We start from the raw sequence: 25,911 nt of genomic DNA on the forward strand, positions 1-25,911 counted from the left end.
TCCTCGCGGGGGTGACCCCGCCGGGGAACTGGCTGGACGCCGAGGCGGGGCTGAGCCTGTTCGGCCGGACGGTACGGGCGGACGGCGGCCCGCAGAACTGGGTGGTGGCGTTCTGCTGCCTGCGTTCGCGGCGACGGTGTGCGCGGTGGAGACGCGTGCACTGCGGTGGCTGGCGCCGAAACTGCTGGGGCCTTCCCCCAGCGAGCGGCTCGCGCTGGCGGATCTGCGGGAGCAGGAGCTGGCCGGGCGCAACAGGCTGGCGCACGAGCTGCACGACTCGATCGGCCACACCCTGACGGCCACCACGATCCAGGCCGCGGTGGCGGGCGAGGTGCTCTCCGCGGACCCGGTGGCGGCACGGGCCGCCCTGCGCAGCATCGAGTACTCGACGCGTGCCGCGCTGGAGGACCTGGACTACGTACGGGGCGTACTGCGCGAGCAACGGGCGGACGCGGCCCCGACCCGGACGCTGGCCGACCTGCCCGAACTCCTCGACCGGCTGCGGCACACGGGCACGGTGGTGGAGCAGGAGCTGTCGGGCGACTGGGCGCAGGTGCACGGGACGCTGTCCCGCGCGGCCTACCGCATCCTCCAGGAGGGGCTGACGAACGCGCTGCGGCACGGAGCGGGCGGGGTGGTGGAGGTCCGGGTGGCCGCCGGACCCGAAGGACTCGAACTCGGCGTGCGCAACAGGACCGGCACGGATGCGACCGCCGGGGAGTGCGCCCCGAGGAGGCCGCGTTCCTTCCCCACGTCCGGGCACGGTCTGCCCGGCCTGGCCGAGCGGGTGCGGCTGCTCCAGGGCGAGTTCGAGGCCGGCCCGCACGGTGCGCGGCACTGGCGGCTGGCGGTCCGGCTGCCGCTGCGGGTGGCGGCATGGGCGGCGACTCCCCCTCCTGCGTCGGTCTGTTGATCGCGGACGACGACGAGGTGACCCGCAGCGGTCTGCGCACGCTGCTCGCCCTGCAACCCGGAATCACGGTGCTGGGCGAGGCGGCCGACGGAACCGAAGCGGTCGAACTGGCGCTGCGGCTGCGGCCGGACGTGGTCCCCCTGAGCCTGCCGGACCCCCCGGGCTACAGCCCCGCGTTCCGCGCGAACGACCTCCGGTAGGACCTCGGCGGCACCCCCCTGCGCCGTACGAACTGCTCCCGCAGCACCGCCGCGCTCCCGTACCCGACCCGCCGCGCGATCTCCTCGACCGGCAGGTCCGTCGTCTCCAGCAGTTCCTCCGCCGCGCTCAGCCGCAGCCCCACCAGCCACGCGTGCGGCGTGGTCCCCGTCGCCGCCGTGAACCTCCGTGCGAACGAGCGCCTGCTCATCAGCGCCCGTCCCGCCAGGTCCGCCACCGACAACGGCTCGTGGAGGTTCCCGCGCGCCCATTCCAGTACGTCCGCCAGCCTGCCGTCCGCGCATTCCTCCGGCACGGGGGCCGCCAGGTACTGGGACTGCCCGCCCTCCCGGTGGGACGGCAGCACCAGGTCGCGGGCCACCGCGTTGGCGACGGCCGCGCCGTGCTCACGCCGCACCAGGTGCAGGCACAGGTCGAATCCGGCGGCCGCCCCCGCGCCGGTGACCACCGCCCCCTCGTCGACGTACAGATCGTCCGCCTCCACCCGCACCCCGGGATACCGGCCCGCCAGCAGGGCCGCGAACCGCCAGTGCGTCGTGGCCCGGCGCCCCTCCAGCAGCCCCGCCGCAGCCAGCGCGAAGACCCCCACGCAGTGCGCGGCGACCAGCGCGCCCCTCGCGTGCGCCGCGGCGAAGGCGTCCAGCACCGCGTCCGAAGGCGGGGTACGGAAGTCCGCCCAGGGCAGGGCCAGCACCAGGTCCGCCGTGGCGATCCGGTCCAGCCCCTCCCCCACCGCGACCGGCACTCCGATGTCTGTCCGCACCTGGCCCGGTCGCTCCGTGCACAGCGCGAAGTCGAAGACCGGCAGTCCGGGCCGCGGGTCGAAGACCTCCGCGACCACTCCCACGGCGAGCATGCCGACGCCGGACGGCGCATACGCCGCAATCCGAAGGAAAGGCCCCGACTCCGCTGCCGATTCCGCCTCTTGAGCCTCCATGGTTCCCCAGTCTGGCACGATTCCCGCGATCACTGGCAGAAGGGCCACTCGTACGGCCCGACCGGGCCCGGAATGCTTGCGGGCATGACGACAACGACCGCAGCACAGACCGAAACCCCTCTCGCCCGCACCGCCACCTACACCGTCCTGCACACCGGCTACACCCTCTCCACCGGCCCCGGTGTCGCCGCCACCGTCTCGTACGTCTCCGACGGCGACCGGCACGTGATCTTCGACCCGGGCATGGTGCCCGGCCGGGACAGCATCCTGGGCCCGCTGGCCACCCTCGGTCTGGGCCCGGACGACATCACGGACGTAATCCTCAGCCACCACCACCCGGACAACATCCTCAACGTGGGCCTCTTCCCCCGTGCCCGCGTGCACGACCACAAGGCCGTGTACGACGGCAACCAGTGGACGGACCGCGACGCCGAGGGCCACGCGCTCACCCCGGCGCTGCGCCTGCTGCACACTCCGGGGCACAGCGCGGAGGACATCACCCTCCTGGCGGGGACGGCATCCGGCGTGGTGGCCTTCGCGGGCGACCTGTGGTGGCGGCCCAACGGGCCGGTCGTCGACCCGGTCGCCCCCGACCAGGACCAACTGCGCCGCTCGCGGCAGCGGGTCCTGGCCCTGGCGGACGTGATCGTGCCGGGCCACGGGGCCCCGTTCCCGGCGGACGAGAACGCGCCGCTCTAGCGGGAAGGGGCGGCAAGCACGGGGCCGCCCCCTGCGGCCACCCCGCTCAGGCGTACAGCGCCTCGATCTCCGCCCCGTACTTCTCCCTGATCGCCCTGCGCCGCAGCTTCAGCGAAGGCGTCAACTCCCCGCTGTCCGGCCCCCATTCGTCGGCCAGCACGCGGTACCGCTTCACCTGCTCGGTACGGTTGAGGCGCGCGTTCGCCGCCTCCACGGCCCGCGCGATCTCCTCCCGTACCGCCGGATGCTCCGCCGTCACCGGGCCCTCGATGCCGCGCGCCGCCGCCCACGCCGGGAGCACCTCCGCGTCCGGCACCAGCAGGGCCACCACGTACGACTTACCGTCGCCGTGGACCAGGGCCTGGCCGATCAGGGGGTGTTCTTTGAGGGTGTTCTCGACGAGGGCCGGGGAGACGTTCTTGCCCGTCGAGGTGACGATCATTTCCTTCTTGCGGTCGGTGAGCCACAGGAAGCCGTCGTCGTCGATCCGCCCGATGTCGCCGGTCGCGAACCAGCCGTCCGCGTCGAGCGCCTCCTCCCGGGTCCCGTCCGGCCGCAGGTAGCCCCGGAAGACGGTCTCGCCGCGCACCAGGATCTCGCCGTCGTCGGCGATCCTGAGCTCCAGGCCGTCGAGCGGACGGCCCACCGACCCCAGCCGGAACCCGTCCGTGGGGCTGTTCGCGGTGCAGACGCCGACCGTCTCGGTCAACCCCCACGCATCCATGATCGCGATGCCCAACCCCGCCCAGAACCGGGTGACTTCGAGCGGCATCGGCGCGGACGCGCTCGCCGTCCAGACCAGCCGGTCGAAGCCCGCGAGGGCCAGCAGCGGCGCGAGCCCCTGCCTGGCCTCCGCGTACGCGGCCTCCAGCTCGGGCGGTACGGGCTCGCCGCGTTCGCGCACGGCGATGTGGGCACGCGTGGTCTCCCCCATCCGCTCGATCGCGGCACGCTGCTCCTCGGGCAGACCGGCCAGTGCGGCCCGTACGCCCGCCGCCATCTTCTCCCACACCCTGGGCACGCCGAAGAACTGCGCGGGGTGCAACTCCCTCACGGTGGCGGCAACTTCGGTGACGTCGGCGCACAGGTGGACGTGCGAGGCACGGAAGACGGGCAGGTAGATGCCGAGCACGCGTTCCGCGATGTGCGCGAAGGGGAGGTAGCAGATGTGCTCGACGTGGTCGGGGAGGTCGACCACCGTGTCGAGCGAGAGCGCGTTGCTCACCACCATGCGGTGGGTGATCGGTACGGCCTTGGGGTCGCCGGTGGTCCCTGAGGTGTAGACGACGGTGAGGACGTCCTCGGCACGGGTCTCCCGCCAGGTCTTCTCGAAGGCGTCGGGCTGGTACAGGCGGCCCCCGGAGGCGTGCAGCGAGCCGTACGTGCGGTGCGGTCCCGCCTCGGCGGCCTCCGCCACGACGAGCTTCTCCAGTGCGTTCGACGCATCCCCCAACAGGGGTTCCCAGCGCGGGAGTTCGGTCGCCCCCTCGATGACGGCGAAGCGGGCCCCGCTGTGCCGGACGATGTGCGCGACCTGCTCGGCGGCGGCCGTTGCGTACACGGAGACCGGGATCGCCCCCAGGTGCGTCAGCGCGAGATCGCTGAGCCAGTGCTCGGGACGGTTGCCCATCATCATGAGCACCTGCTCGCCCCGGCGCACGCCGAGTGCCGCGTACCCGGCGGCCAGGACGGCGGTCTTCCGGCGGACCTCGCGCCAGGTCAGCGTGGTCCAGCCGCCGTCGCCGGTGCGCCAGGACAGCGCGGGGAGATCACCGTGGTCCTCGGTGTTGCGCAGGAGCAGGGCGGGAAGGGTGAGTTCTGCCGGGTCGGCGGGAAGTCGCAGGATCGTGGTCATGACCGCCTCGTGTCGTCGTCGACGTCGGTCGCGTCGAATCCACCGGGCCTTGTCCGGACGTCGTGCCTGTGCGTCGTGCCTGGACGTGGGAGGGAGGCTTTCACAACGATGGTGAGACAGCAATACTGTTGCACTGCATCTCAGCACGGACCGGCGCCAGCGGGACGGTCGGACGGTCAGAGGAACGGGGCACTTGCATGACGACCACCACCGGTACCGGGGAGCCGACGCTCACGGTCGACGAACTGGCCGCGCGGGCCGGCGTCACCGTCCGCACCATCCGCTTCTACAGCACCAAGGGGCTCCTCCCGCCCCCGACGATCGGCCCGCGCCGGGTCGGCCACTACGGTCCCGAGCACCTCTCCCGGCTCGCCCTCATCGACGAGCTCCAGCACCACGGGATGACCCTGTCGGCCATCGAACGGTATCTGCAGCAGCTCCCGCCGGACCTGAGCGCGCACGACCTCGCCATCCACCGCGCGGTGGTCGCCTCCTGGGCGCCCGACTCGGCGGAGCTCGCCACGCGGGCGGAGCTGGAGCGCCGGGCGGGCGGCCCGCTGTCGGACGTAGACATCGACCGGCTGGCCGCCATGAGCGTCCTGGAGCGCGCGGAGGAACCGGACACCTTCCGGGTGGACCCGGGGCTGCTGGCGCTCGGCGTGCAGCTGCTGGGCGTACCGATCGCACACGAGACGATCCTCGCGGCCCGCACGATCCTGATGGAGCACACCCGCTCGGCGGCGCGCGAGCTGACGCGCCTGTTCCGGGACGAGGTGTGGAGCCCGTACCGGGAGCGCGAGTCGGACCCGGAGCACGTGGAGGCGATGAAGTCGCTGTCCGCGCACATGCAGCCGATGGTGCTCCAGGCCCTGGTCACGGCGTTCCAGCGGTCGCTGAAGGAGGAGCTGCGGGCGGCGTTCGTGGACAAGGAACGCTAGGGACGCCCGTGCGTCCGGCTCACGGACGCACGGGCCGGGACCATCCGGTCGCCCCTCACCGGCGGTGCCGCACCTCCGGCGGCTCGGTCCCCCGCACGTGCGCGGCGCGAGACCATCGCCCTCAACGGCCGCCGCCCACGGGCCCGGCATCCGGTCCTGGCCGTGGCAACGAGGGCGCCGGGAAGGGGTCCGACCCGTTCCCGGCGCCCTGTCACGCCCCCTCACCCCAGAACCGCTCACGCGTCCGTGAACTTCTCGCCCTTCTCCGCCTTCTCGACCAGCAGCGCCGTCGGCTCGAAGCGGTCGCCGTAGGCCGCCGCCAGCTCGCGGGCGCGGGCGACGAATCCGGGCAGGCCGCCCTCGTACCCGTTGATGTACTGGATGACGCCGCCGGTCCAGGCCGGGAAGCCGATGCCCATGATGGAGCCGATGTTCGCGTCGGCGACCGTCGTCAGCACGCCCTCCTCGAAGCAGCGGACCGTGTCGATGGCCTCGGAGAAGAGCATCCGCTCCTGCATGTCGCGGAAGGGGATCTCGGTGCCCGGCTTGGTGAAGTGCTCGCGCAGGCCCGGCCACAGGCGGGTGCGCCTCCCGTCCTCGCCGTACTCGTAGAAGCCGCCGCCACCACTGCGTCCCGGGCGCTGGAACTCGTCGACCATGCGGTCGATGACCGCGTCCGAGGGGTGGCCGGGCCAGGTGCCGCCCGCCTCCTCGACGGCCTTCTTCGTCTCCAGGCGGATCTTGCGCGGCAGGGTGAGGGTCAGCTCGTCCATGAGGGAGAGCACCTTCGCCGGGTAGCCGGCCTGCGCGGCGGCCTGCTCGACGGACGCGGGCTCGATGCCCTCGCCGACCATGGCGACGCCCTCGTTGATGAAGTTGCCGATGACGCGCGAGGTGAAGAAGCCCCGGGAGTCATTGACGACGATCGGGGTCTTCTTGATCTGGCGGACCAGGTCGAAGGCGCGCGCGAGGGCCTCGTCACCGGTCCGCTCGCCCTTGATGATCTCGACCAGGGGCATCTTGTCGACCGGCGAGAAGAAGTGCAGGCCGATGAAGTCGACCGGGCGCGTGACACCCTCCGCCAGGCCCGTAATGGGGAGGGTGGAGGTGTTGGAGCACAGGAGCGCGTCGGGCTCGACGATGTCCTGGATCTCCTGGAACACCTTGTGCTTGAGGCCGGTGTCCTCGAACACCGCCTCGATCACCGCGTCGCAGCCCGCGAGGTCGGCGGGGTCGGCGGTGGGGGTGATGCGGGCGAGGAGTTCGTCGCGCTTGGCCTCGGTCGTACGGCCCCGGCTGAGCGCCTTCGCGAGGAGCTTCTCGCTGTACGCCTTGCCCTTGGCGGCGGCCTCCGGGGAGACGTCCTTGAGGACGACCTCGATGCCGGCCCGCGCACAGGAGTAGGCGATGCCCGCGCCCATCATGCCCGCGCCGAGCACGGCGACCTTGCGGACCGTGCGGCGCTCGACGCCCTTCGGGCGGCTGGCCCCGGAGTTGACCGCCTGGAGGTCGAAGAAGAACGCCTGGATCATGTTCTTCGCGACCTGGCCGGTGACCAGCTCGGTGAAGTAGCGGGCCTCGATGGTCAGCGCGGTGTCGAAGTCGACCTGCGAACCCTCGACGGCGGCGGCCAGGATGTTGCGCGGAGCGGGGTAATTCGCGCCGCCCGTCTGCTTCTTGAGGTTCGCGGGGAACGCCGGGAGGTTCGCGGCGAAGCGCGGGTTGGACGGGGTGCCGCCGGGGATCTTGTAGCCCTTGACGTCCCACGGCTGCTGCGACTCGGGGTGGGCGTCGATGAAGGCGCGGGCCTTGGCGAGCATCTCCTCGGGGGTGGCCGCGACCTCGTGGACCAGGCCGTTCTCCAGGGCGCGCTGCGGGCTGTACTGGGTGCCCTGGAGGAGGACCTTGAGCAGCGCGTCGGCGATGCCCATGAGGCGTACGGTACGGGTCACACCGCCGCCCGCGGGCAGCAGGCCGAGGGTGACCTCGGGCAGGCCGATCTTGGAGCCCGGCGCGTCGAGGGCGATGCGGTGGTGCGAGGCGAGCGCGATCTCGTAACCGCCGCCCAGGGCCGCGCCGTTGATGGCGGCGACGACGGGCTTGCCGAGGGTCTCGATGCGGCGCAGGGCGGCCTTGATGGACGTGCCGGTGTCGAAGGCCTGCTGGGCGTTCTCCGGGCCGACCTTGATCATGTCCTTGAGGTCGCCGCCCGCGAAGAAGGTCTTCTTGGCGGAGGCGTAGATGATGCCCCGGATGGAGTCCTTCTCGGCCTCGACGCGGTCGGCGATCGCCGCGATGGAGTCCTTGAAGGCCTGGTTCATGGTGTTCGCGGACTGGTGGGGGTCGTCGAAGGTGAGGGTGACGACGCCGGTCTCGTCCTGTTCCCAGCGGATGGTGGTGGACTCGCTCATGTTCTGGCTTCTCCGTAAAGGGTGGCGGGGCGGGACGAGATTCAGACGCGCTCGATGACGGTGGCGACGCCCATGCCGCCGCCGACGCACAGGGTGGCGAGGCCGTAGCGCTTGTCCTGGCGCTCCAGTTCGTCCACGAGGGTGCCCAGGATCATCGCGCCGGTCGCGCCCAGCGGGTGGCCCATGGCGATGGCGCCGCCGTTGACGTTGATCTTGTCGAGGGAGAGGCCCATGTCCTTGGCGAAGCGCAGGACGACGCCCGCGAAGGCCTCGTTGATCTCGACCAGGTCGATGTCGTCGATGGTCAGGCCCGCCTTGGCGAGTGCCTTGCGGGTGGCGGGGGCGGGGCCGGTGAGCATGATGGTGGGCTCGGAGCCGGAGACGGCGGCGGAGACGATGCGGGCCCGGGGGGTCAGGCCGTAGCGCTCGCCGACCTCCTTGGTGCCGATGGCGACGAGGGCCGCGCCGTCCACGATGCCGGAGGAGTTGCCCGCGTGGTGGACGTGGTCGATCTTCTCGACCCAGTGGTACTTCTGGAGCGCGACCGCGTCGAAGCCGCCCATGTCGCCGATCGCCGCGAAGGAGGGCTTGAGGGCGGCGAGGGAGTCGGCGGTGGTGCCGGGGCGCATGTGCTCGTCGTGGTCGAGGATCAGCAGGCCGTTGCGGTCGCGGACGGGGACGACGGAGCGGTGGAAGCGGCCGTCCTTCCAGGCCGCGGCGGCGCGCTCCTGGGAGAGGGCGGCGTACTCGTCGACGTCGCGCCGCGAGTAGCCCTCGATGGTGGCGATGAGGTCGGCGCCGATGCCCTGCGGGACGAAGCCGTTCTCGTAGTTGGTGATCGGGTCGTTGAACCAGGCGCCGCCGTCGGAGCCCATGGGCACGCGCGACATGGACTCGACGCCGCCCGCCAGCACCAGGTCCTCCCAGCCCGAACGGACCTTCATGGCGGCCAGGTTGACGGCTTCGAGGCCCGAGGCACAGAAGCGGTTCTCCTGGACTCCGGCGACGGTGTCGGGGAGCCCGGCGGAGATCGCGGCGGTGCGGGCGATGTCGGAGCCCTGGTCGCCGACCGGGCCGACGACGCCGAGGACGATGTCGTCGATGGCGGCGGGGTCGAGGTCCGGGAAGCGGGCCCGGATCTCGTGGATGAGGCCGACGACGAGGTCGATCGGCTTGGTGCCGTGCAGGGCGCCGTTGGCCTTGCCGCGGCCGCGCGGGGTGCGGATCGCGTCGTACACGTACGCTTCGGTGCTCAAGACGAATGCCTTTCGGGAAACGGTGCGGGGCGAAGGGGAAGGCTGGGTCAGCCGAGGATCGACCGGCCGATGATCTCCTTCATGATCTCGGTCGTGCCGCCGTAAATGGTCTGGATGCGGCCGTCGGTGAAGGCCTTGGCGACCCGGTACTCGGTCATGTAGCCGTAGCCGCCGTGCAGTTGCAGGCAGCGGTCGGCGACGCGTTTCTGGAGTTCGGTGGCCCACCACTTGGCCATGGAGGCGTGGACAGCGTCGAGTTCCCCGTCTCGGTGATCGACGATGCAGCGGTCGAGGAACGTTCGGGTGACGGCGCACTCGGTGGCCATCTCGGCGATCTCGAAGCGGATGTGCTGGAGCTTGGCCAGCGGACGTCCGAACGCCTCGCGCTCCTTGACGTACTGGGTGGTGATCTCCAGCAGGTACTCGGCGGCGGCGATCGCGGCGACGGCGATGCCCATGCGTTCCTGGGCGAGGTTGGTCATCAGGTGGATGAACGCGCCGTTGAGCTCGCCGAGGAGGTTCTCCTTGGGGACATGGACGTCGTTGAAGAACAACTCGGCGGTGTCCTGGGCCTTCTGGCCGATCTTGTCGAGGTTCCGGCCGCGCTCGAAGCCCTCCGCGCCGCGCTCGACGACCAGGAGGGAGAGGCCCTTGGCGCCGCCCTCCGGGGAGGTCTTGGCGACGACGATCACCAGGTCGGCGAGGATGCCGTTGGAGATGAACGTCTTGGAGCCGTTGAGCAGCCAGTGGTCGCCCTTGTCCTCGGCGGTGGTGCGGATGCCCTGGAGGTCGGAGCCCGCGCCGGGCTCGGTCATGGCGATGGCGGTGATGGTCTCGCCGGAGCAGAAGCCGGGCAGCCAGCGGCGCTTCTGCTCGTCGGTGGAGAGGTCGGTGAGGTAGGGGCCGATGATGTCGTTGTGCAGGCCGATCGCGAGGCCGGAGGCCCCGGCGCGGGTGAACTCCTCGGCCAGGACGGCGCTGTAGACGAAGTCGGCGTTGCCGCCGCCCCCGTACTCCTCGGGAACGGCGAGCCCGAGCAGGCCCTGCTTCCCGGCGGCGAGCCAGGCCTCGCGGCTGACGATGCCGTCCTTCTCCCACTGCTCGTGGTGCGGGAGGACTTCCTTGGCGAGGAAGGTGCGGACGGTCTCGCGGAAGGCCTCGTGCTCGGCCGTGAAGATCTGACGCTTCATCATGACACCTTCTGTTAGAGCCAGTTCTTGACGGTCTCGATGAGCTTCGCGGGCTCGGGGCCGACCGGAACGACGTTGAGCATGGTGACGCCCGCCGCCCGGAAGGCCTCGACGCGCTCGCGGACGTAACTCTCCGGCCCGCACAGCGACATGAGCTCGCAGAACTCGTCGGGGACGGCGGCCTCGGCCTCCTTTTTCCTGCCCTGGAGGTAGAGGTCCTGGATCGTGGCCGCCTCCTCCTCGTAGCCGTAGGCGACGGCGAGGTCGTTGTAGAAGTTCTTGCCCCTGGCGCCCATGCCGCCGACGTAGAGGGCGATCTGCGGGCGGGCCACGTCCCGTGCTGCGGCGGCGTCTTCGCCGATGGCGAGGATGCCGCCCGCGACGGTCTGGAGCGGCCCGAGCGCGGGGTCCCGCTTGGCCCGTCCCGCCGCGAGGGCGCTCCCCCACACCGCGTCCGCCTTCTCGGGGAGGAAGAGGGTGGGCAGCCAGCCGTCGGCGATCTCGGCGGTCAGCTCCACGTTGGCGGGGCCGAGCGCGGCGACGTACACGGGAATGGTGTCGCGGACCGGACGGGTGAGGATCTTCAGCGGCTTGCCCAGCTTGCCGCCCTTCTCCTTCGGCAGCGGCATGTCGGTGATGCCGTGGTGGTCGATGACCTCGCGCTTCCAGATGCGGCGGCAGAGTTCGACGGCTTCGCGGGTGCGGCCCAGCGGCTTGTCGTACGGCTTGCCGTGCCAGCCCTCGACGACCTGCGGCCCCGACGCGCCGAGCCCCAGCAGTGCCCGCCCGCCGGAGACGGCGTCCAGGCCCGCGCCGGTCTGGGCGATGAGAGCGGGGGTGCGGGAGTAGACGTTGAGGATGCCCGCGCCGATCTTCATGCGGGTGGTGCGGGCGGCGAGGTAGCCCATGATCGTGGGGGCGTCGAAGCCGTACGCCTCGGCGACCCAGACGGCGTCGAGCCCGGCGGACTCCAGGGCCGCGATCTGGTCGCAGCCCTCGCGGGGGTCGCCCGCGTAGCTCAACGGGACGGAGATCTCCATCAGTTGGTCTCACCCTTCGGCATCATTCGGTCTCACCCTTCAGCAGATTCGGTACGTCCCAGTCGGCGGCCACCTCTGCCGTGTCGGCCCCGGGCAGCGCGGGCCCCCGGCCGATCGCGCCCGGCGTCACGGAGAAGCGGGGCGCGGGAGCGGGCTGGGTGACGCCGCCGTGCTCGACGTAGGTGGCGCGGGCGGCGAGGTGGGGGTGGTGCGGGGCCTCGCGCATGGACAGGACCGGGGCGACGCAGGCGTCGGAGGTCGCGAAGACCTCGGTCCATTCCGCGCGGGTGCGTTCCTTGAAGCGGGCGGCGATGGTGTCGCGCAGGTCGCCCCAGCGGGCCAGGTCGCCCCGGTCGGGGGCGGTCTCGGCGATGCCCAGGAGAGCGGTGAACTCGGCGTAGAACTGCGGCTCCAGCGCACCGACCGCCATGTACTGGCCGTCGGAGGTCTCGTACGTGCCGTAGAACGGGCAGCCGCCGTCGAGCAGGTTCGCCCCGCGCCGGTCCTGCCAGCCGCCGGCCGCGAGCATGCCGTGCAGCATGGTGGCGAGGTGGCTGGCGCCGTCCACGATCGCCGCGTCGACGACCTGGCCGGCCCCTTCGGGGGTGCGGGCGTGCTGGAGGGCGGCGAGGACGCCGATGACCAGGTAGAGGGAGCCGCCCGCGTAGTCGCCGACCAGATTGGCGGGGACGGTCGGGGGCTCACCGGCCCTGCCGATCATGCCGAGGGTGCCGGTGAGGGCGAGGTAGGCGATGTCGTGTCCGGCGCGCTGGGCGAGGGGGCCTTCCTGGCCCCAGCCGGTCATCCGCCCGTAGACCAGCTTCGGGTTGCGGGCGAGACAGGCGTCGGGGCCGACGCCGAGACGCTCGGCGACGCCGGGGCGGTAGCCCTCGATGAGGATGTCGGCGCGCTCGACCAGGGAGAGCACGCGCTCGGCGCCCTCCGGGTCCTTGAGGTCGACGAGTACGGAGCGCTTCCCCCGGTTGGTGAGGTCCTGGGCCGGTGCCACGCCCAGCCCGGCACCGCCGGGACGGTCCACGCGGACGACGTCCGCGCCGAGGTCGGCGAGGCACATCGCGGCGAAAGGTCCTGGTCCGATGCCCGCCAGCTCGACCACGCGCACTCCGGCGAGCGGTCCTTCGGCGGATTTGTCGTTCGTGCCTGCTGTCCCTGCCATCAAGCCCCCAGCACTGTGACACAACTGATGTAACAGCAGTGATGCTAAGAACGTGTTCCACTCTGCACAAGCCCTTTGGCCAAGCGAGCGCTTAGCCTTCTGGATGTGCCTTCTGGGCACGTACACCGACACCTGGAGGAGCGGCATGCCGCGTCCGTACGACATCGTGCTTTTCGGAGCGAGCGGCTTCGTGGGCGAACTCACCGCCGCCTACCTGGCCGAGCACGCACCCGCCGACTGCCGATGGGCCCTCGCGGGCCGCAGCCTGACCAAGCTGGAGGCGCTGCGGGAGCGGCTCGCGAAGTCCCGGCCGGAGTGCGCGGAACTTTCGTTGGTGCAGGCCGACTCCGCCGACTCGGATGCGCTGCGGGAACTGGCGCGCAGCACCCGGGTGTTGGCGACGACGGTCGGCCCGTACCTCCGGTACGGGGAGGGCCTGGTGGCCGCGTGCGCGGAGGCGGGCACCGACTATCTGGACCTGGCGGGCGAGCCGGAGTTCGTGGACCGGATGTACCTGGGGTACGACGCGGTGGCCCGGCGCAGCGGGGCCCGGCTGGTCCACTCCTGCGGCTTCGACTCCGTACCGCACGACCTGGGCGCGTACTTCACCGTGCGGCAGCTGCCGGAGGGGGTGCCGCTGCGGGTGGACGGTTTTGTGCGGACCGGGGCGCGGTTCTCCGGGGGTACGTTCGCCTCCGCGCTGGGGGCGATGGGGCGGGGGCGGCAGATGTTGCGGGCGGCGCGGGAGCGCCGCGAGGCCGAGCCCCGGCCCGAGGGCGGACGGCGGGTGGGCGCGCCGCTGGGGGTGCCGCACCGCAGCGGTGAACTGGGCGCGTGGGCGGTGCCGCTGCCGACGATCGACGCACAGGTGGTGGAGCGGTCGGCGGCCGCGCTGGAGCGGTACGGTCCGGACTTCCGCTACCGGCACTACGCGGCGGTGAAGTGGCTGCCGGTCGCGGTCGGCGGGGCGGCGGCGGTGACCTCGGTGGTCGCGCTGGCGCAGGTGCCTGCGGCGCGGCGGTGGCTGGGCTCGTTCATCGCGCCGGGGACGGGGCCGGACGCGGAGCTGCGGGCGAAGAGCTGGTTCAGCGTGCGGTTCGTCGGCGAGGGCGGCGGGCGGCGCGTGTACACGGAGGTGTCGGGCGGGGACCCCGGGTACGGGGAGACCGCGAAGATCCTCGCGGAGGCGGCGCTGTCGCTGGCCTTCGACGAACTGCCCGGGACGGCCGGGCAGGTGACCCCGGCGGTGGCGATGGGCGATGCGCTGGTGGAGCGGTTGCAGGGGGCGGGGATCAGGTTCAGGGTGGCGGCGGTGCGGTAGGGCGGGGGCGGCGGGGCCGGGGCATTCCGGATCGTCCGGGCACGGTCAGTGCCCGGATATCCAGCCGGAGATCGTGTAGATCATGCCGCCGGTCCAGCCCAGCATGGCCAGTGCGCTGACGAACATCGTCACCGCCAGCTTGCGTCCGGCGCGGTGGACGGTGACGGACTCGAAGTACTCGGCGGGGGCGGGGGCGGTCTGTGCGCTCGTGCTGATGCTCATGGTGGTCACCCTGTCCCGGGAAATCGATTTCAACATCCGTACATGTACTCAGTTACACGCCTGTTGCTTCTGCTCGCCCGTCGCTTCGGCCAGTGCGCGTCGGCACAGGGAGTCCGCGCGGCGGGTGGTCTCCGGCTGGCGGTAGGAGGCGGCCAGGTGCAGCGTGTGCGCGCAGGCGTTGTCCAGCGAGATCCGGTGGCCGACGGAGACGAACACCGGCTTCACCCCGGGCTGGGTGCGCAGGGCGCGGCCGACCTCGGTGCCGTCCCGCGCGTCGAGCAGGGGTGTCCGGTCGCCGCGGGCGGGGCCGGGTTGCTCGTACGTGAAGGTGAACGGGTTCTTCGCGACGCCCAGGGTGGGCAGGCCGGTCAGTACGCCGAGGTGGCTGGCCAGGCCGAAGCGGCGCGGGTGTGCCAGCCCGTACCCGTCGCACACGACGAGACCCGGGTCGGCGGTGAGGCGCTCCAGGGCCGCCAGCACCGTCGGAATCTCCCGGAAGGCCAACAGCCCCGGTATGTACGGGAACTCCACGCGGCCGGTGGCCGTGACCTCCTCGACCACGGCGAGCGTCGCCGCGTCGAGCACCACGGCGGCGGCCACGACGACGTCGCGCTCGTCGTCGTACGCCACGTCGACGCCCGTGACATGCCCCGTGCCGGGGGGCGGTCCGGGCTCGTCGAGGACGACCCGGGCGCGGAGTTCGTCCTGGACGGAGCGGGCGGTGGCTTCGTCGAGCGGTGAGTGGTTCATCGTGCTCGCCACTGTAGGACGTGGGTCTGACAAGGGGCCTCGGTAGGGTGGCGGCCATGTTCGTACTCGAATTGACCTACACCGCACCTGTCGAGCAGGTGGACGCGCTGAGAACCGATCACGTGGCGTGGCTGGACGCGCAGTACGAGACGGGGGTCTTCCTCGCGTCGGGGCGCAAGCAGTCGAGGGACGGCGGGGTGATTCTCGCGGTCGCGGACTCGCGGGCGGAGATCGAGGCCGTCGTGGCGGAGGACCCCTTCACGACGGGCGGCGTCTGCGCGTACCGCATCACGGAATTCGCCGCCACGAAGACGGTCCCGGGCCTGGAGCCCTACCGCCAGGCTCCGGTCGCCTAGACCCTCCGGGGGGGGGCGGGGCCTGTCACCTGCGGGGCTTCGGGTGGCTGCTGCCCAAGACGGGGCTACGCCCCTCGCCCCCTGCCCGGCTCCGCCGCGCGTCCTCAAACGCCGGACGGGCTGAAGTGCCTGGCGCGGGCTGTGGCGCCCCTGAATGCCGCCCGAAGGGCAGGCATATCAGGGGCGCGGGGCTGTGTCGATGTGCGGCTCCGCCGCGTGGGCGCGACCAGCCACGACGCACCCGCACAGAACCCCGCCCCGGCACCGGGTGCCGACCCGACCCCGCCCGCCCCGCGCCCAAGCGGCCCGCGGCCCGCTCAGAACTCCAGCCTCGCCACCCTCCCCTTCTCCCCCGCCGCCCAGCACCCGAAGTCCTCCGTGCACGACACCGTGTCGTACGAGCCCCCGTCGATCTTCCGCCACGAGCGGCCCGCGTTCAGCGTCACGTCCGTCCCCGTCGGACCCACCGCCAGCGCGACCGAGCGCGAGTGGGGCAGCCAGGTGACCCCCGAGCGGTACTCCGCCGGCGGCACGGCGGAGGCCTTCCATGTGCGGCCCCCGTCCCCGGTGACCGCGGCAGCCTGCGGTGACGGCTGTCCCGCGCGGTAGTCGCCGCCGACCGCGATGCCGTGCTCCCGGTCGCGGAAGGCCACGCCGAACACGCCCCGGGCCGGGTCGCCGGCCGGGATGGACACGTCGGTGGCCTTCCAGGTCAGGCCCCGGTCGGCGGAGTGCAGGACCCGCCCCCGGGAGGCCCCGCCGGTGGCCAGCCACACGTCCCGCGAGCCGTTGCTCACCAGGCACTGGCCCGACGCCGCGAAGCCCGCCTCGCCCGGCAGGGCGTCCGGCATGCCCTTGTTGGGGAGAACCTTCCAGGACCTGCCGCCGTCGGAGGTCGACAGGATGCGGTACTTGCCGTCGACCGGGTCGCTCATCGCCAGGCCGTTGCGGCTGTCGAAGAAGGTGAGGCAGTCGTAGAAGGCCTTCGGGTCGGGGTTGCGGAAGGTTTCCTTCCAGGTGCGGCCGCCGTCCTCCGTGCGGTACGTCCGCGACGCCTCGCCCTCGCCGATCGCCAGCACCACCGCACGCCGGCCGTCGAAGGCCTCCACGTCCCGGAACTCCAGCTCGCCCGCTCCCGGCGGAGAAACGTTGCGCCAGGTGCGCCCCCCGTCGGCGGTACGCAGCACGGTGCCCTTCGAGCCCGCCACCCACGCCGTCCGGCGGTCCACCGCCGCCAGGCCCCGGAACCGTACGTCCGTCACACCCGTGTCGCCCAGCCGCCACCCGGCGGGCGTGTGGGCCCGGTCGGCCGGTGCGGCCGGTGCCGTCGACGCCGCTTGCGCCGGTGCGGAGCCAAGTGCCGCGGCCACCGCCGCCGCACTCAGTCCCACGGCCATCATTCGTCTCGTCTTCCCCATACCCCTCATGGCGCTGGAAGCTAGCCGACCGGACTGCTGTCGTCCAGAGTGCGGGCCGGGGCGCCCGTTCCTATGGTGGGCTCAGAGCCGAGGAGGCGATGAGATGGCGGTCGACGTCGTGGATGCGCGGGAAGCCGGACGGTACGAGGCCCGGGTCGACGGGGCGGAGAAGATTGCGGGCATCGCCCAGTACATCCGTACGCCCGAACTGATCGCCTTCGTGCACACCGAGGTGGAGCCCGCCCACGAGGGGCAGGGCGTCGGCGGCACCCTGGTCCGGGTGTCGCTGGACGCGGCACGGGCCGAGGGCCTGCGCGTGCTGGCGGTCTGCCCCTTCTACACGGCCTGGCTGCAACGCCATCCGGAGTACGCGGACCTGCTTTACCAGAGCCGCAGCTCGGTCACGGACTGAGGCGGCCCGGCCATGAGCGAGCAGGCGCCGCAGGACAAGGAGCACGGGGGCGGCAAGGAACACCCGGGCGAGAAGGAGTACCGGGGCGAGCAGGTCGACGTCACCTTCCGGCCCGGCCGCTGTCTGCACGCAGCAGAGTGCGTGCGCGGGCTGCCGGAGGTCTTCGACCTCCAGAAACGCCCCTGGATCACACCGGACGCGGCGGCCCCCGAGGACGTCGCCGAGGTGATCCGGCGCTGCCCGAGCGGCGCGCTCCGCTACCGGCTGCGGGACGGGCCGCCGGAGACGGCCGAGCACCCCACGGTGATCACCCGCAATGGGGTGGGTCAGTTGTTCGTAAGAGGAGATCTGAGGGTCGACGGTTCACAGGGTCCCCACGACGAGACACGGGTGATGCTGTGTGGCTGCGGTGCCAGCGGGAACCAGCCGTACTGCGACCACGCAGGTGTCTGCGGCACGACGTGATCTTGCAGCACCGGACGTGGGTGACGCAGGTCACGCCTGGTTCGTGTGCACGGATTCGCGCGTTCCGACGTCTTTTTGGACGGCAGGACGCATCCACCGAGCATGAGAGGTGCTGGCCTTGTCCACCGTCATCGAGCAGGCCGTGCAGGCCCGTCTGATTTCCTCCGCGCCGCAGCTGGAGAACGTCCCCGCGACGCTCGGCTACGACCGCGCGGACCCGTTTGCCGTGCACATGACTTTCCCGCCCCCGGCGACGCTGGAGGGCGTCGAGGTGGTGTGGACGTTCGCGCGGGAACTGCTGGCCTCCGGCCTCGACGAGTCGGCCGGTGTGGGTGACGTACAGCTGCGGCCGTACGGATACGGGCGGACCGTGCTGGAGCTGCACGCCACGGAGGGCGTGGCCATGGTGCACATCCGCACGGCGGAGCTGCGGCGCTTCCTGAAGCAGACGCAGGAACTGGTGCCGACGGGTTCCGAGCACCTCTATCTCGACGTCGATCAGGATCTGGCGCAGCTCCTCAGCAGTTGAACCCTCCGCAGTTGATTCCTCCGCACTTGCGCGGCCGCGTGGCGCTGGTGCCGTTAATCGTTTGCGTCCGCCGGGGGGCGGGCGTACGGTTCGTTTCGCCCTGTTGCCGTCGAATGGAGAAGGACGTTGCTCGTCTGAGGTCTGGGACACCGTGCCGCGAGGCAGCCACCCGTGGGGGGCTGCAATGTTCCGCGTGCCGTGTGCGACCTCGGCGTTCGAGCCGTCTTCTTCGCTTCAGGGCCTCTCTCCGCAGTTCTTGAGCCCTTGCCTCGTCCTGGCCCTGCCGACCTGAGGTCTTCACGCCCTGCCGGTGTCTCCACCAGTTGCTCCGCACCACTCACCGCAACCTGGAGGCCCTTTTGTCTACCTACCCTTCGCCTGCACAGTCGCAGAGCGCGTCGCTGACCTGCACCGCCCTCTCCTTCTCCTGGCCCGACGGCACTCCCGTGTTCGACGACTTCCAGCTCGCCGTCGGCCCCGGCCGCACCGGCCTCATCGGCGTCAACGGCTCGGGCAAGTCCACCCTGCTGAAGCTCCTCGCCGGAGAGCTGACACCGACCGGCGGCAAGGTGAAGTCCGCCGGAAGCATCGGCTACCTGCCGCAGAACCTGGTGCTCGACACCGGACTGCGGGTCGACGAGGCCCTGGAGATCGCCGGGAAGCGGGCCGCGCTGCACGCCATCGAGGCGGGCGACGCGAGCGAGGCGAACTTCGACGCCGTCGGCGACGACTGGGACGTCGAGGAGCGCGCCCGGGCCACCCTGGACGGGCTCGGCCTCGGCCACATCGGCCTGGACCGCACCATCGGCGAGGTGTCGGGCGGCGAGTCCGTCCTGCTGCGCCTCGCGGCCCTGCTGCTGCGCCGCCCCGACGTCCTGCTCCTGGACGAGCCGACGAACAACCTCGACCTGTACGCCAGGCAGCGGCTGTACGACGCCGTGTCCGCCTGGTCGGGCGTCCTCGTCGTGGTCAGTCACGACCGGGAACTCCTGGAGCGCGTCGACCAGATCGCCGATCTGCGCGACGGCGAGGTCCGCTGGTACGGGGGCACCTTCTCCGCGTACGAGGAGGCGCTCGCCGTGGAGCAGGAGGCGGCGGAGCGCATGGTGCGCGTCGCCGAGGCGGACGTGCAGAAGCAGAAGCGGGAACTTGCCGACGCCCAGGTCAAACTGGCCCGCCGCAAGCGGTACGGGCAGAAGATGTACGACCAGAAGCGCGAGCCGAAGATCGTGATGGGCCTGCGCAAGCGGTCGGCCCAGGAGTCGGCGGGCAAGCACAAGATCATGCACACCGAGAAGCTGAAGGAGGCACGCGAACGGCTCGGCGAGGCCGAGGAGCTGGTGCGCGAGGACGCCGAGATTCGCGTCGAGCTGCCGTACACGACGGTCCATCCGGGGCGCGGCGTCCTCCTCGTACGGGATCTGGAGATGCCGTACGGGGCCTCCCTGCCCGGTGAGTTCGAGCTGCGCGGACCCGAGCGGGTGGCGCTGACCGGGCGCAACGGGGCGGGCAAGACGACCCTGCTGCGCACGATCGCGGGGCAGTTGGAGCCGGTGTCGGGCGAGGTCGAGACGAAGGTCACGACGCGCTTCCTGCCGCAGCGCCTCGATGTACTGGACGACTCGCTGAGCGTCGCGCAGAACGTGGCGCTGATGGCGCCGGGTGCGACGAACAACCTCATCAGGGCTCGGCTGGCGCGCTTCCTGTTCAAGGGCGCGAAGGCGGACCAGGCGGTCGGCACGCTGTCCGGCGGCGAGCGCTTCCGGGCGACGCTGGCGGCGCTGCTGCTGGCGGATCCGGCCCCGCAGTTGCTGATGCTGGACGAGCCGACGAACAACCTCGACCTGGCGAGCGTGCGCCAGTTGACGGAGGCGCTGCGGGCGTACGAGGGCGCGCTGATCGTGTCGAGCCACGACGAACCGTTCCTGGAGTCGATCGGGATCACCCGGCGGCTGCACCTGGGAGCGGAGCCGGAGGCCGAGGAGGAGGCCATGGTGGAGGAGTGAGGCCGCGGGCCGGTGCGCCTGCCCGGCCGCTCGCGGCAGAATCAGTGTGATACCCGACAGAAGGTGTCCGGTATTGCTCCTAGCGTCGATGTCATGGCATCGAACATCGTGGTCACGGGCGCGCGGGAGAACAATCTTCGGGATGTCTCCCTCGCGCTCCCCAAAGGAAAGATCGTCGTCTTCACCGGTGTCTCCGGGTCCGGCAAGTCCTCCGTCGTCTTCGACACCATCGCGGTCGAGTCGCAGCGCCAGCTGGGCGAGACCTTCACCTGGTACGTCCGCAACCGGCTGCCGAAGTACGAGCGGCCGCTCGTGGACGCGATCGACGACCTGTCGGTGGCGATCGTCGTCGACCAGAAGCCGATCGGCGGCAACGTCCGCTCCACCGTCGGCACGATGACGGACATCTACGCGATCATCCGGGTGCTGTTCTCCCGGTGTTCGGTGCCGAGCGCCGGTCCGGCGACGGCGTACTCCTTCAACGACCCGAGCGGCATGTGCCCGGCCTGCGACGGCGTCGGCAAGACGGTGCGCCTCGATCTGGACCGGGCGATCGACTGGTCGAAGTCGCTGAACGGGGGCGCGCTGCGGGTACCGGGCTCCTCGGTCGGCAGCTGGCAGTGGAAACTGTACGCGCACAACGACCTCTTCGACCCGGACAAGCCACTGCGCGACTACACCCCCGAGGAGCGGGAGCGCCTGCTGTACGGGGCGCGGGGCGCGGACGGCACCAAGGTGACGCTGCGGATGCAGTCCGGCACCGCCGAGGTGGACTCCGAGGGGCTGGTGAACCGGTTCGAGCGGCTCTTCCTCAAGCGGGACACCGGCTCGCTGTCCGCCAAGTCCCGTGAGGCGGCGGACGCGTTGACGGTCGAGGGTGTCTGCGAGGCGTGCGGAGGGGCGCGGTTGAACGAGGCCGCACGGAAGTACCGTATCGGCGGGCTGTCCGTACGGGACTACGTGTCGATGGAGGTCGCGGACCTGGTGGAGGTGCTGGCCGGGATCGACGACCCGGTGGGCGCGCCGATCGCCGCGGCGGCCCGGGAGCGGCTGGAGCGGCTGGTGGGGATCGGGCTCGGGTATCTGAGCCTGGACCGGGAGACCACGACGCTGTCCGGCGGCGAGGGGCAGCGGCTGAAGATGGTGCGGCACCTGGGGAGTTCGCTGACCGGGCTGACGTACATCTTCGACGAGCCGAGCGTGGGGCTGCACCCGCGTGACGTGGGGCGGCTGAACGACCTGCTGGTGCGGCTGCGGGACAAGGGCAACACGGTGCTGGTCGTGGAGCACGACCCGGACGTGATGGCAGTCGCGGATCATGTCGTGGACATCGGTCCGGGTGCGGGTGTCGACGGCGGGCTGGTGGTCTTCGAGGGTCCGGTGGCCGGGCTGCGGGAGGCGGACACGCTGACGGGCCGGTGTCTGCGGCGGCGGACTCCGCTCAAGGAGGCGTTCCGCTCCCCCACCGGGTGGCTGCCGGTGACCGGGGCCGCGCTGCACAACCTCAAAGGCGTCGACACCGCCTTCCCGACCGGGGTGCTGACCGTGGTGACGGGGGTGGCGGGGTCGGGGAAGTCGACGCTGGTGTCGGAGGTGTTCACGGCCGGCCATCCGGAGGCGATCGTCATCGACCAGGGGGCGATCGGGGTGTCGTCCCGGTCCACCCCGGCGACGTACGTCGGCATCATGGACACGATCCGCAAGATGTTCGCCCAGGCGAACGGGGTGAGTGCGGCGCTCTTCTCCTTCAACTCTACTGGTGCGTGCGGGAATTGCTCCGGGCGGGGTGTTCTGCACACCGACCTGGCCTTCATGGACCCGGTGACGACGGTGTGCCCGGAGTGCGAGGGGCGGCGGTTCGGCGAGGAGGTACTGGAGCACCGGCTGGGCGGTCTCTCGATCGTGGACGTGCTGGCGATGCCGGTGGACCGGGCGCGGGAGTTCTTCGAAGAGGCTTCGGTGGTACGGAAGTTGGAGACGCTGCACGAGGTGGGGCTCGGGTATCTCGCGCTCGGGCAGCCGATCGGTTCGCTGTCGGGCGGTGAGCGCCAGCGCATCAAGCTGGCGACGCAACTCCACCGCACGGGCAGCGTGTACGTGCTGGACGAGCCGACGACCGGGCTGCACATGGCGGACGTCGACACCCTGGTCACCCTGCTGGACCGACTGGTCGACGCGGGGAACTCGGTGATCTGCGTGGAGCACAACCTGGACGTGGTGAAGCGCGCCGACTGGGTGATCGACCTGGGCCCGGACGGCGGGAAGCACGGCGGCGAGATCGTGTTCGAGGGGACACCGCAGGATCTGATGGAACATCAGACGTCCTTCACAGCAGCCCATTTGCGACGGGACGTCTCGGATCGCGGCTAGAGGGACGTGAGCAGCGCCTGCGTGCCCTCCAGTTCGGTCTGGAGGGCACGACCGGCGGCGTCGGCGTCTCCCCGTACCACCGCCTCCACCAATTCCTCGTGGCCCGCCTCGCCGCAGCCCCGGTCCCGCTCGCGCAGGCCGGTCAGCGCGACCATGTCGATCAGCCCGGCCCGCAGCACCGGCCGGAACTCGGCGAACAGCGAGGACAGCACAGGGTTGTGCGCGGCGTCGACCACCACCGCGTGCAGTGCGATGTCCGCGTCGACGAAGGCCGCGTCCCCGCCGGGCACGGCAGCCCGGCGCGCGTCCATCGCCGCCCGGAGCGCGGTGACGTCGTCCTCGGTGCGGCGTTCGGCGGCGAGCCGGGCGGCTTGGACCTCGACCAGCATTCTGACCTCGTACACGTCGGTGATCTCCGCCCGGCGCAGCCGGGTCGGCCAGTCCTCCTCCGGCTCGGTGGCGAGGACAAAGACCCCGGAGCCCTGACGGGCGCGCAGCAGGCCCGCCTCGGCCAGGGCGCGCAGGGCCTCGCGGACGGTGGAGCGGCCCACGCCGAGCGTCTTGGCGAGGGTCGTCTCGCCCGGGATCTTGGTGCCGACGGGCCAGTGGCCGCCGGTGATCTGCTCGCGGAGCTGCGCAATGGCCTGTTCCACCAGGGGTGTTGGGCGGAGGGAGCCGAGCGGCATGCGTTTCACCTGTCAGGTTGTCTGAGGACTTGTGGTGTGGTTAGTGTAGCCGCCATGCGCTTCTGCGGTCTTCTTCTCGGCTGCCGCGGCGGGGTCTGAGCCGACCGGCACCCCGCCGCGGGGTGCCGTGCTGCCGGTCGGCCCCTGGACGGCCCGGACGACCGAAGGAAGACGTTTCCCCGTGCACACCTGGAATCCGCAACAGCCCAGCCCCATGCCCTCGCACCGCTACCGGCCCGCCCACGAGCGCGTCGCCGTGCCGCTTGCGGACGCCGACCGTACCTGGCCCTCCCGCCGCATCGAGCGGGCCCCGCTGTGGGTGCCGGTCGATCTGCGCGACGGCAACCAGGCGCTGGCCGAACCGATGGACACCGGCCGCAAGCGCAAGCTGTTCGATCTGCTGGTGGCCATGGGCTACAAGGAGATCGAGATCGGCTATCCCTCGGCGAGCCGCACCGACTTCGACTTCGTACGGCATCTGGCGACGAGCGGCGCGGTGCCGGACGACGTGACGACGGTGGTCTTCACGCCCGCCCGGCGCGATCTGATCGAGCGGACGTACGAGTCCATCGAGGGCCTGCCGCGAACGGTGGTCCACCTCTACACCGCAACTGCCCCTGCCTGGCGGGATGTTGTGCTGGGCCGGTCGCGGGCGGAGGTGCACGCACTGATCAGGGAGGGTGCGACGGACGTCCTGCGGCTGGCCGGGCGGCGGCCGGACGCGGACATCCGCTTCCAGTTCTCGCCGGAGGTCTTCAACCTCACCGAGCCGGACTTCGTCCTGGAGATCTGCAACGGGCTGACCGAGCTGTGGGACGCCTCCCCCGACCGGCCCGTGATCCACAACCTCCCGGCGACCGTGGAGATCGCCACGCCGAACGTGTACGCCGACCAGATCGCCTACCTGGACCGGCACCTGGACCGGCGGGACTCCGTGATCCTGTCCGTGCACCCGCACAACGACCGCGGCACGGGCGTGGCCTGCGCGGAACTCGCCGTGCTGGCGGGCGCGCAGCGCGTCGAGGGCTGCCTGTTCGGCAACGGTGAGCGCACCGGCAACGTCGACCTGGTCACCCTCGCCCTCAACCTGCACACCCAGGGCGTGGACCCGATGATCGACTTCTCGGACATCGACGCGGTCCGCGAGGTCGTGGAGCACTGCAACCGGCTGCCGGTACCGGTCCGCCACCCGTACGCGGGCGACCTGGTGCACACCGCGTTCTCCGGCACCCACCAGGACGCCATCAGCAAGGGCTTCGCGGAACACGCCCGGCAGGCAGCCGAGCAGCGCGTCCCCGAGCGTGAACTGCCGTGGTCCGTCCCGTACTTGCCGATCGACCCCGCCGACATCGGGCGCAGCTACGAGGCGGTGATCCGGGTCAACAGCCAGTCCGGCAAGGGTGGGATCGCGTACCTGCTGGAGAAGGGGTACGGGATCGACCTGCCGCGAGGGATGCGCCCGGAGTTCTCCCGGGCCGTGCAGCGGGCGACGGACGACAGCGGCCGCGAGGCGAGCGCGGAGGAGCTGTGGGAGCTGTTCCGTACGACGTATCTGGCGGCGGGTACGGGTGGGGCGGTGGCCGTTCCCTGGTGGGAGACGCGCGAAGTCGCGCCGGGTGAGCACGAGTCGGTGTGCGACATCAGCGTGGACGGCGGGCCGCCGGCGCGCTTCAAGGGGACCGGGAACGGTCCGGTCGCCGCGTTCACGGCAGCGCTGGCCGAGGCCGGGATCGCCGTGGAGGTGCTCAGCTACTTCGAGCACTCGACGGCGGCCGGGCAGGGCAGCCCTGCGGTCGCGTACGTGGAGTGCCGGATCGGCTCGACGGTCCTGTGGGGTGCGGGCCAGGACACGTCGGTGCTGACGGCGTCCGTCCTAGCGGTCCTCTCGGCAGCCAACCGGGCACGCAAGGAGGCATGATGACGAGCCGTCAGGATGTGCTGCGGGTCGACCACGTCGACTTCGTGCGCGACGGCAACACCCTGCTGTCCGACATCTCGCTCACTGTCCGCCCGGGCGAGCACTGGGCCCTGCTCGGCGCGAACGGGGCGGGCAAGACCACCCTGCTGCGCCTGCTGGGCGCGCTCGCGCACCCCACCCGGGGGCGCGTCGAGGTGCTGGGGCACGAGCTGGGCCGCATCGATCTGCGCGCATTGCGTTCGTACGTCGGCCATGTCGACCCGCGCCACCCGCTGCGGTCGCCGCTGCGAGTACGGGACGTCGTCCTGACCGGGCTCACCAACTCCATTGAGCCGGTGCCTCGTTGGCGTCCCTCCGACGAGCAGGAACGGTACGCGGACCACCTCATCGCCCTGCTCGGGCTGAAGGAGCGCGACCGGGCCCGCTGGCCGACGCTGTCGCAGGGTGAGCGGGGCCGGGCCCTGGTCGCTCGGGCCCTGATGCCCAGCCCGCGCCTGCTGCTCCTCGACGAGCCAGCGACCGGTCTCGACCTGGTCGGGCGCGAGCAACTCGTGGACCGGCTGGACGCGTTGGGAGAGAGCCGCCCGGAGCTGGCGTCGGTCCTGGTGACGCATCACCTGGAGGAACTGCCCTCGGGGACGACGCACGCAATGCTGCTGCGGGACGGCGTGTGCCTGGCCTCCGGTCCGGTCGGGCGGGTGCTGACGGACGACCTGGTCAGCGCGTGCTTCGCGCACCCGGTGCGGTTGCGGCGCGACGAGGGGCGGTGGAGCGTGCGGACGCGGCGGGGCGCGGTCGTCACCGGCTGACGGCTGCATACCCC

The 25,911-nt window shown here is 71.5% G+C and carries 24 protein-coding genes; 13 read left to right on the forward strand and 11 right to left on the reverse strand.

The annotated features are described in order from the left end of the window. Window positions 1-145: 145 nt before the first annotated feature. Both ACIO3O_RS27105 and ACIO3O_RS27110 read left to right on the forward strand, forming a co-directional pair. The gene (locus ACIO3O_RS27105) at window positions 146-913 is read left to right on the forward strand and encodes a sensor histidine kinase (RefSeq protein WP_401750131.1); all 768 of its coding nucleotides are present in this window, start codon (window positions 146-148) and stop codon (window positions 911-913) included. Then, entirely contained in the window at window positions 877-1,113 is a 237-nt protein-coding gene (locus ACIO3O_RS27110; protein WP_401750133.1) for a hypothetical protein, read from the forward strand. The genes ACIO3O_RS27105 and ACIO3O_RS27110 overlap by 37 nt, the downstream gene beginning before the upstream one ends. Here the strand turns inward: ACIO3O_RS27110 and ACIO3O_RS27115 are convergent. Then, window positions 1,077-1,988, reverse strand: coding sequence for a GlxA family transcriptional regulator (locus tag ACIO3O_RS27115; protein ID WP_401750136.1), 912 nt, complete (start codon window positions 1,986-1,988; stop codon window positions 1,077-1,079). The genes ACIO3O_RS27110 and ACIO3O_RS27115 overlap by 37 nt on opposite strands. Before the next feature lie 165 nt (window positions 1,989-2,153). Here ACIO3O_RS27115 and ACIO3O_RS27120 point away from each other — a divergent pair, with 165 nt between their 5' ends. Then, window positions 2,154-2,768, forward strand: a complete 615-nt coding sequence (locus ACIO3O_RS27120; protein WP_401750138.1) for an MBL fold metallo-hydrolase — start codon at window positions 2,154-2,156, stop codon at window positions 2,766-2,768. A 46-nt stretch (window positions 2,769-2,814) separates the two neighbouring features. Here ACIO3O_RS27120 and ACIO3O_RS27125 read toward each other — a convergent pair whose 3' ends face one another. Continuing rightward, the gene (locus ACIO3O_RS27125; protein ID WP_401750139.1) at window positions 2,815-4,623 is read right to left on the reverse strand and encodes an AMP-dependent synthetase/ligase; all 1,809 of its coding nucleotides are present in this window, start codon (window positions 4,621-4,623) and stop codon (window positions 2,815-2,817) included. A gap of 197 nt (window positions 4,624-4,820) precedes the next feature. Between ACIO3O_RS27125 and ACIO3O_RS27130 the strand changes: the two genes are divergently transcribed. Then, the gene (locus ACIO3O_RS27130; RefSeq protein WP_401750141.1) at window positions 4,821-5,561 is read left to right on the forward strand and encodes a MerR family transcriptional regulator; all 741 of its coding nucleotides are present in this window, start codon (window positions 4,821-4,823) and stop codon (window positions 5,559-5,561) included. Window positions 5,562-5,797: 236 nt separating this feature from the next. Here ACIO3O_RS27130 and ACIO3O_RS27135 read toward each other — a convergent pair whose 3' ends face one another. From ACIO3O_RS27135 to ACIO3O_RS27155, 5 genes are read right to left on the reverse strand one after another with little or no spacing between them, the layout of a single operon-like run. Next, window positions 5,798-7,972 carry a 3-hydroxyacyl-CoA dehydrogenase NAD-binding domain-containing protein gene (locus ACIO3O_RS27135; RefSeq protein ID WP_401750142.1) on the reverse strand — a complete coding sequence of 725 codons (2,175 nt, stop codon included), beginning with the start codon at window positions 7,970-7,972 and terminating at the stop codon, window positions 5,798-5,800. Window positions 7,973-8,013: 41 nt separating this feature from the next. After that, complete coding sequence (locus ACIO3O_RS27140) at window positions 8,014-9,228, reverse strand: acetyl-CoA C-acetyltransferase (protein WP_401750144.1); 1,215 nt, start codon at window positions 9,226-9,228, stop codon at window positions 8,014-8,016. Between the two features lie 47 nt (window positions 9,229-9,275). After that, window positions 9,276-10,418: an acyl-CoA dehydrogenase family protein gene (locus ACIO3O_RS27145; protein WP_401750146.1), complete on the reverse strand. Its 1,143-nt coding sequence runs from the start codon at window positions 10,416-10,418 to the stop codon at window positions 9,276-9,278. Window positions 10,419-10,432: 14 nt separating this feature from the next. Beyond that, window positions 10,433-11,458, reverse strand: a complete 1,026-nt coding sequence (locus tag ACIO3O_RS27150) for an LLM class F420-dependent oxidoreductase (RefSeq protein ID WP_401750148.1) — start codon at window positions 11,456-11,458, stop codon at window positions 10,433-10,435. A 22-nt stretch (window positions 11,459-11,480) separates the two neighbouring features. Beyond that, window positions 11,481-12,635, reverse strand: coding sequence for a CaiB/BaiF CoA transferase family protein (locus tag ACIO3O_RS27155; RefSeq protein WP_401750150.1), 1,155 nt, complete (start codon window positions 12,633-12,635; stop codon window positions 11,481-11,483). Between the two features lie 145 nt (window positions 12,636-12,780). On the opposite strand from ACIO3O_RS27155, the gene ACIO3O_RS27160 reads away from it, so the two are divergent. Then, window positions 12,781-13,956 (forward strand): saccharopine dehydrogenase family protein, encoded by a 1,176-nt coding sequence (locus ACIO3O_RS27160; protein ID WP_401750152.1) that lies wholly within the window; start codon window positions 12,781-12,783, stop codon window positions 13,954-13,956. A gap of 45 nt (window positions 13,957-14,001) precedes the next feature. Here the strand turns inward: ACIO3O_RS27160 and mmpA are convergent, their stop codons facing one another. Continuing rightward, window positions 14,002-14,178: a morphogenic membrane protein MmpA gene (gene mmpA / locus ACIO3O_RS27165; protein WP_401750154.1), complete on the reverse strand. Its 177-nt coding sequence runs from the start codon at window positions 14,176-14,178 to the stop codon at window positions 14,002-14,004. A gap of 48 nt (window positions 14,179-14,226) precedes the next feature. Continuing rightward, window positions 14,227-14,928 (reverse strand): endonuclease V, encoded by a 702-nt coding sequence (locus ACIO3O_RS27170; RefSeq protein ID WP_401750156.1) that lies wholly within the window; start codon window positions 14,926-14,928, stop codon window positions 14,227-14,229. Window positions 14,929-14,984: 56 nt separating this feature from the next. On the opposite strand from ACIO3O_RS27170, the gene ACIO3O_RS27175 reads away from it, so the two are divergent. Further along, complete coding sequence (locus ACIO3O_RS27175) at window positions 14,985-15,284, forward strand: YciI family protein (protein ID WP_401750158.1); 300 nt, start codon at window positions 14,985-14,987, stop codon at window positions 15,282-15,284. Between the two features lie 317 nt (window positions 15,285-15,601). Here the strand turns inward: ACIO3O_RS27175 and ACIO3O_RS27180 are convergent, their stop codons facing one another. Then, complete coding sequence (locus ACIO3O_RS27180) at window positions 15,602-16,681, reverse strand: WD40/YVTN/BNR-like repeat-containing protein (protein ID WP_401750396.1); 1,080 nt, start codon at window positions 16,679-16,681, stop codon at window positions 15,602-15,604. Window positions 16,682-16,805: 124 nt separating this feature from the next. Here ACIO3O_RS27180 and ACIO3O_RS27185 point away from each other — a divergent pair, with 124 nt between their 5' ends. From ACIO3O_RS27185 to ACIO3O_RS27205, 5 genes are all read left to right on the forward strand, one after another. Then, complete coding sequence (locus ACIO3O_RS27185; RefSeq protein WP_401750160.1) at window positions 16,806-17,114, forward strand: GNAT family N-acetyltransferase; 309 nt, start codon at window positions 16,806-16,808, stop codon at window positions 17,112-17,114. Window positions 17,115-17,126: 12 nt separating this feature from the next. Continuing rightward, complete coding sequence (locus tag ACIO3O_RS27190; RefSeq protein ID WP_401750161.1) at window positions 17,127-17,579, forward strand: (4Fe-4S)-binding protein; 453 nt, start codon at window positions 17,127-17,129, stop codon at window positions 17,577-17,579. A 118-nt stretch (window positions 17,580-17,697) separates the two neighbouring features. Then, a complete protein-coding gene (locus ACIO3O_RS27195) occupies window positions 17,698-18,108 on the forward strand; it encodes an SsgA family sporulation/cell division regulator (RefSeq protein WP_401750163.1) in 411 nt (136 codons plus the stop codon). A gap of 359 nt (window positions 18,109-18,467) precedes the next feature. Then, the gene (locus ACIO3O_RS27200) at window positions 18,468-20,114 is read left to right on the forward strand and encodes an ABC-F family ATP-binding cassette domain-containing protein (RefSeq protein WP_401750165.1); all 1,647 of its coding nucleotides are present in this window, start codon (window positions 18,468-18,470) and stop codon (window positions 20,112-20,114) included. 93 nt (window positions 20,115-20,207) lie between these two features. Beyond that, a complete protein-coding gene (locus tag ACIO3O_RS27205; protein WP_401750168.1) occupies window positions 20,208-22,484 on the forward strand; it encodes an ATP-binding cassette domain-containing protein in 2,277 nt (758 codons plus the stop codon). On the opposite strand, the gene ACIO3O_RS27210 is transcribed toward ACIO3O_RS27205, so the two are convergent. Next, a complete protein-coding gene (locus ACIO3O_RS27210) occupies window positions 22,481-23,170 on the reverse strand; it encodes a FadR/GntR family transcriptional regulator (RefSeq protein ID WP_401750170.1) in 690 nt (229 codons plus the stop codon). The genes ACIO3O_RS27205 and ACIO3O_RS27210 overlap by 4 nt on opposite strands. Before the next feature lie 214 nt (window positions 23,171-23,384). Here ACIO3O_RS27210 and leuA point away from each other — a divergent pair, with 214 nt between their 5' ends. Then, window positions 23,385-25,088 carry a 2-isopropylmalate synthase gene (leuA, locus tag ACIO3O_RS27215; protein WP_401750399.1) on the forward strand — a complete coding sequence of 568 codons (1,704 nt, stop codon included), beginning with the start codon at window positions 23,385-23,387 and terminating at the stop codon, window positions 25,086-25,088. Further along, on the forward strand, window positions 25,088-25,897 hold the full coding sequence (locus ACIO3O_RS27220) for an ABC transporter ATP-binding protein (protein ID WP_401750173.1): 810 nt from the start codon (window positions 25,088-25,090) through the stop codon (window positions 25,895-25,897). Before leuA ends, ACIO3O_RS27220 begins: the two co-directional genes overlap by 1 nt. Window positions 25,898-25,911 lie beyond the last annotated feature (14 nt).

The organism is Streptomyces sp. NPDC087440 (assembly GCF_044744005.1).
GTDB lineage: Bacteria > Actinomycetota > Actinomycetes > Streptomycetales > Streptomycetaceae > Streptomyces.

Bases quoted from the DNA above. Each gene is read 5' to 3' on its own strand.
- ACIO3O_RS27180 (WP_401750396.1), bottom strand. From the start codon at position 16,681: ATGGCCGTGGGACTGAGTGCGGCGGCGGTGGCCGCGGCACTTGGCTCC.
- ACIO3O_RS27175 (WP_401750158.1), top strand. From the start codon at position 14,985: ATGTTCGTACTCGAATTGACCTACACCGCACCTGTCGAGCAGGTGGAC.
- ACIO3O_RS27190 (WP_401750161.1), top strand. From the start codon at position 17,127: ATGAGCGAGCAGGCGCCGCAGGACAAGGAGCACGGGGGCGGCAAGGAA.
- ACIO3O_RS27205 (WP_401750168.1), top strand. From the start codon at position 20,208: ATGGCATCGAACATCGTGGTCACGGGCGCGCGGGAGAACAATCTTCGG.
- ACIO3O_RS27210 (WP_401750170.1), bottom strand. From the start codon at position 23,170: ATGCCGCTCGGCTCCCTCCGCCCAACACCCCTGGTGGAACAGGCCATT.
- ACIO3O_RS27125 (WP_401750139.1), bottom strand. From the start codon at position 4,623: ATGACCACGATCCTGCGACTTCCCGCCGACCCGGCAGAACTCACCCTT.
- ACIO3O_RS27110 (WP_401750133.1), top strand. From the start codon at position 877: ATGGGCGGCGACTCCCCCTCCTGCGTCGGTCTGTTGATCGCGGACGAC.
- ACIO3O_RS27135 (WP_401750142.1), bottom strand. From the start codon at position 7,972: ATGAGCGAGTCCACCACCATCCGCTGGGAACAGGACGAGACCGGCGTC.
- leuA (WP_401750399.1), top strand. From the start codon at position 23,385: ATGCCCTCGCACCGCTACCGGCCCGCCCACGAGCGCGTCGCCGTGCCG.
- ACIO3O_RS27220 (WP_401750173.1), top strand. From the start codon at position 25,088: ATGACGAGCCGTCAGGATGTGCTGCGGGTCGACCACGTCGACTTCGTG.
- ACIO3O_RS27120 (WP_401750138.1), top strand. From the start codon at position 2,154: ATGACGACAACGACCGCAGCACAGACCGAAACCCCTCTCGCCCGCACC.
- ACIO3O_RS27185 (WP_401750160.1), top strand. From the start codon at position 16,806: ATGGCGGTCGACGTCGTGGATGCGCGGGAAGCCGGACGGTACGAGGCC.
- ACIO3O_RS27170 (WP_401750156.1), bottom strand. From the start codon at position 14,928: ATGAACCACTCACCGCTCGACGAAGCCACCGCCCGCTCCGTCCAGGAC.
- ACIO3O_RS27145 (WP_401750146.1), bottom strand. From the start codon at position 10,418: ATGAAGCGTCAGATCTTCACGGCCGAGCACGAGGCCTTCCGCGAGACC.
- ACIO3O_RS27115 (WP_401750136.1), bottom strand. From the start codon at position 1,988: ATGCTCGCCGTGGGAGTGGTCGCGGAGGTCTTCGACCCGCGGCCCGGA.
- ACIO3O_RS27130 (WP_401750141.1), top strand. From the start codon at position 4,821: ATGACGACCACCACCGGTACCGGGGAGCCGACGCTCACGGTCGACGAA.
- ACIO3O_RS27155 (WP_401750150.1), bottom strand. From the start codon at position 12,635: ATGGCAGGGACAGCAGGCACGAACGACAAATCCGCCGAAGGACCGCTC.
- mmpA (WP_401750154.1), bottom strand. From the start codon at position 14,178: ATGAGCATCAGCACGAGCGCACAGACCGCCCCCGCCCCCGCCGAGTAC.
- ACIO3O_RS27160 (WP_401750152.1), top strand. From the start codon at position 12,781: ATGCCGCGTCCGTACGACATCGTGCTTTTCGGAGCGAGCGGCTTCGTG.
- ACIO3O_RS27150 (WP_401750148.1), bottom strand. From the start codon at position 11,458: ATGGAGATCTCCGTCCCGTTGAGCTACGCGGGCGACCCCCGCGAGGGC.